Source organism: Candidatus Methylomirabilis limnetica, from assembly GCF_003044035.1.
Lineage (GTDB): Bacteria > Methylomirabilota > Methylomirabilia > Methylomirabilales > Methylomirabilaceae > Methylomirabilis > Methylomirabilis limnetica.
This window is the reverse complement of record NZ_NVQC01000019.1, coordinates 1-4,065: the sequence shown is the minus strand read 5'-3', so window position 1 is coordinate 4,065 and position 4,065 is coordinate 1. Positions and strand designations below refer to the sequence as shown.

Annotated in this window: 6 protein-coding genes; all 6 read right to left on the bottom strand. The window is 52.6% G+C overall.

All coding sequences use genetic code 11. The features are described 5' to 3' along the window. Positions 1–136 precede the first annotated feature (136 nt). Positions 137–349 (bottom strand): YgiT-type zinc finger protein, encoded by a 213-nt coding sequence (locus CLG94_RS06540; RefSeq protein ID WP_107562067.1) that lies wholly within the window; start codon positions 347–349, stop codon positions 137–139. Between the two features lie 9 nt (positions 350–358). Beyond that, positions 359–676 (bottom strand): DUF4258 domain-containing protein, encoded by a 318-nt coding sequence (locus CLG94_RS06535; protein ID WP_107562066.1) that lies wholly within the window; start codon positions 674–676, stop codon positions 359–361. A 123-nt stretch (positions 677–799) separates the two neighbouring features. Continuing rightward, the gene (locus tag CLG94_RS06530) at positions 800–1,114 is read right to left on the bottom strand and encodes a hypothetical protein (RefSeq protein ID WP_107562065.1); all 315 of its coding nucleotides are present in this window, start codon (positions 1,112–1,114) and stop codon (positions 800–802) included. A 15-nt stretch (positions 1,115–1,129) separates the two neighbouring features. Then, entirely contained in the window at positions 1,130–1,765 is a 636-nt protein-coding gene (locus CLG94_RS06525; protein ID WP_153062392.1) for a hypothetical protein, read from the bottom strand. Positions 1,766–1,885: 120 nt separating this feature from the next. Next, on the bottom strand, positions 1,886–3,124 hold the full coding sequence (locus tag CLG94_RS06520) for an HNH endonuclease family protein (protein WP_161954061.1): 1,239 nt from the start codon (positions 3,122–3,124) through the stop codon (positions 1,886–1,888). Between the two features lie 396 nt (positions 3,125–3,520). Beyond that, positions 3,521–3,847 carry a hypothetical protein gene (locus tag CLG94_RS06515; protein ID WP_107562062.1) on the bottom strand — a complete coding sequence of 109 codons (327 nt, stop codon included), beginning with the start codon at positions 3,845–3,847 and terminating at the stop codon, positions 3,521–3,523. Between the last annotated feature and the right edge of the window lie 218 nt (positions 3,848–4,065).

Below are 4,065 nucleotides of genomic sequence, written 5' to 3'. Positions count from 1 at the left end.
AAACCCCTCCGCAATCCTTCGTAACCGGTAAATCCTGTTGCTGTTGCTTTTTCCCCACCTTCAGATATGATCCTTAATCAAACCGGGCAAATTATGTGCCGGACGGTATTGTGTCTGTCCCTATTTTAGGCATTGCTCATGCGTACTCGTACACGGGGGTCTCGATGACTTTCTCTGGAGTCTTCTTGCTCCTGATCAGAGCTTGGATATGTTCCACTGTCTCGGGGGCAAAGTGCTGCTCACCCGTTTCTCGGCAAACACGGGCCGGCACGTGTTCAACCAAGTAGAACTTGCCGCCGTATTCCAGCGTGTACGTGACTTGCGTTTCGATCATCGTTTCTTTCATCATATCACCTCGTCAATCTGTCTTCCGAATCCTGAAGTCGATCCAGATGTCCGGATCGGGCTCGTAAACCGTGACGATCTTGATCAGCGGCCGGGATGGGTAGCTGCATTGAATGTGCAGTGGCCGGCCACCACCTGTGAATCCCAGGACCAGGCAGCTTGGCCAATACTTGTCCTCGGGATAGTCCTCAATCACCTCGCTTCGATTCGATATCGCCTCTTCCAGCTCGGCGACGCTGATGTCCCGTATGATCGTCTGATCTACGGCGTGCTTCGAGAATTCGTAATGCCGTGCAGCGATCTTCACGCGGATGTCATCAAGTAGTGCCATGCTGTTAGGGTACTCCAATGGCTATCCGTGGTCAATCTGCTCATGCCCAACGTAGAATTCACCGGCGCTGCGCGGCATTATCGCGCAGCGTCCGTGTGGACTGCCGGGTTGGGCATTTGCGCGCTATCCATTTGAGGGGTTCTTCATCCAGTCAATGCAGAGGTCGTGACTCCAGTTGTCGATACTTATAACGACCCACGCATTTTCAAGTTTTCTTAGCAGTGCCTGCTGATCGCCGGTGTAGCCACCCATAGAGTTGCGAGCATTCACAGTAAAGCAAGCGCTTTTCTCATTGATTTGGGTAAATTTTCCGAACTTCGCAGAGCCTGGGTCTTTAAGCCTGCCGAGAACTGCTTTCTTTGCTTCAGCTTCAAATTCGCCTCCTCCACAAGCGGTGAGCAGTGAAACGATAACAACTAAGAGCGATATTTTCTTCACGGCTTTTTCCTCCTTTCAACAGCTTGACGAATTTAACTCTGCTACCGACTTACCGTCCGACGAGACAATATATCCCCGGATTGAGGTTGCAGAAACCTGTGCTTGAACTTGAGTTGATCTTGGCTGAGAGCCAGCCAGATGGATAAGGAGTGCGCCTCCAGAAACACCGGTGGTTCTTTGATAGATCACTCTAAGGGTTTCTATTCTTGACTCGATATGGTTTTCTTCCTTCGCATAAGGAAGAGAGGTGAAGACCATAACTCGATGGCGAGCGTTGGCTAACAACAGTTTTAGGTAATCTTCGACCACATTTTTCATAACACCATAGGCTGACGATGCGCCAACGCCACCAAGTTCAGACTCAACGCCGATCAAGACGCTGAAATCATCTGCCGAAATATTGAGCGTATTTATCTCAATGATCGCCTTTGGATCAAACGTCGTAACCATTACGTCAAGGAGAAATTCGCTCCCGTTGGCCTGGCTGCATAAGACTGAGTATTCGTCAGAGTACTTCTCGTTGAAATAGTCCTTAATCGATCGCGTAATTTCGTGAGTCGATGTTGGGTTCCATTCCAGAAGGTAATTGCGAAAATCTCGGAAAAGATCGTCGTAAGAAAATGCGGTGGTTGTCATGCTGGTGATGCCCAACGGCTCGCCGATGAGCCGCAGCCCGACCTGAGGAGCGCGACCGCCGCTCGGCGCTGCGCCGAGGATGCCACCGGAACGTGGCGCACCGCCAGCGCAAGGGACGTCGGCTCCATTGGCTTGTTAGGCGGCCGCCTCGGCGCCCTTGGATAGATTGCAGGGCGGACAGGCGGCCTGGCCGTTCTCCACGGTTGTGAGCCCGCCTTTGCTCCACGCAACGCGATGATCGCAATGCCAGTTATCCCAAGTAAGCGCGGCGCTATCGCACTTGATCTTGAGCTGGCAACGGGCTACGTCTCGGCGGAACACTGCAAGCTTCTGGACGTAAGTAAACCCGCGCTGATTGTCTTTGAGCCGGATCTGGGGATGCTGGCTGAGAAGACTGCGCAGCATGAACTCCATCCGCCAGCGAATCGAGTCCGAGGAGTCCGTGCTGTGACTGATCTTCTCCCGATAGGTGACCCACTCCGCGTCGGCTTCCTCTTCGGGCCTCGCCTCTTGCTCGCGGCGAACGGCTTCAAAACCGAGGAACCAGGCTTGGAAGATGGGCTTAAAGTCCTCGAGAACATACTGGCGGAGAAGTTCTGAAAGCACACAGTAGACGGAGACGAGGTTGAAGCGCTCAAGTTCGGGGGTCTTATCCGGGAAGATCTCCGATAGCAGCGAGAGAGTACGCTGAACCGCTTTTGCGACGGGGGCCTTGGGGTCGAAGTCCTTGTTCTCAACGTACATCTTGTTCAGATCGGTGTTCTTGACGTTGACGGGCCCGCCAGCCAGCTCAAGACGAACGATCTGGGCGGCAACGAGGTCATAGTTGAGACGGGCGTTCGCGAAGCCGACCCTCGAGAAGATGGGGTGGGAGACGAGCTCATGGACGAAGTTTCGCATGGCTCCGGGATAGGCATTCCTCTTCTCCTGCGCCTTGAGGGAGGTGCCGTTCTGGAGCCTCAGAAACATTTCCCGGACTTCGTCCTCGTCAGTGTCTTCAAGCACGACGACGTCCATGGGGTAGACATCGCACCTTATGCGAAGCTCATCTGGCAGCGTACTGTAAGTGCAACCCGCCACCGGAACTCCCTCGACAGGCTCGGCATCCTTAGGAAGCTTGACCTTGTCCTCGAAGAACTCCCAAATCGCACGAAGCCGCTGCTGCCCGTCGACGACGTCGTAGCGATCGGGATGGCTCGCGATCTTTCGCCAATAGAGCTTGGGGACGTCGTAGTCTCGGATAATCGTGTCGATCAGCAGCTGCTTCTGCGCCGAGCCCCAGACCGCCGGACGCTGGAAATCGGGGTTCGTGTTGATGCGGGCACGAATCCCGAAAGTGGTTTGAAGAAGCCACTGCTTCTTGTTCAGGTTCATTCGCCCTCCCCTCGTGTTGTCAGCGTCTCTTCTCTGGCTGCCTAACACCGAGAAACGAGACGGACTCATAATATTCAACGCTTTACGACACTTAGCCTTGAAGAACACGGCAAAACATGGCACTCTGAGACGCGAATCTGCAACCCCCGCGCAACCGCCGTATGGGGTGACCAAAGAGGAAGGCAAAAAAAGGTTACCTCTACCGGAAGCGATTTCGCCTGTCCAAGTGGCTCCCCACCGCGACCAAGTCTGGGCACTGGGACGAACATCTATCTTTATAACGCAGACGCTCTGCCGCCGCTTCAACTGTCAGCCCAAACGAGGCGGCGGGCGGCAGAAGCGAATGGTTAGCCGCCAGAGCTCCGAACGCGCAGGAGCAACTTGCTCTTAAGTCCCCTAAACGGAAGATGCGACTATTCGATTGCACTCAACTATGATGAAGGATGGGACAAGCTCGTATTTTCTGGGGTTGAGCTGCATCACATGTTCATTCTCAATGTGGAATGTCTCATTAATGAATTTCCGAAATACATCATTATTCCCCGGAGAACCTTCCTGCAAAACCCGAAAGATCTGAAGCTTTTCATAATTGTTTTCAGCCTCGTTGTAAGCTTTCGTCAAAGAGGATTTATCCGAGATTGCTTTTAATAACTGCGTGTAGTTAAACGAGGGCATTTTCTTCTTAATCTCTTCTGCTCCAGCGTCAATCTCGATAACTGTCATCGGGATTTCTTGTTCATTCTCCCGCTTAAACGGAGATGTGCGCTTATGAAATAGATTCGATAGTAATTCATAAGCAAGCCCTTTATTGTTTTGGCTCTTCGCGTAATCGAGTGGGTGAATTTAACATGAAATCCTCTGTAAGCCTTGTGGCATCTGGTAAAATCCGGTCTGCACCCCTTGCAGAAAACGGGAGGATTTCTCAATGGCTATTTCAACCA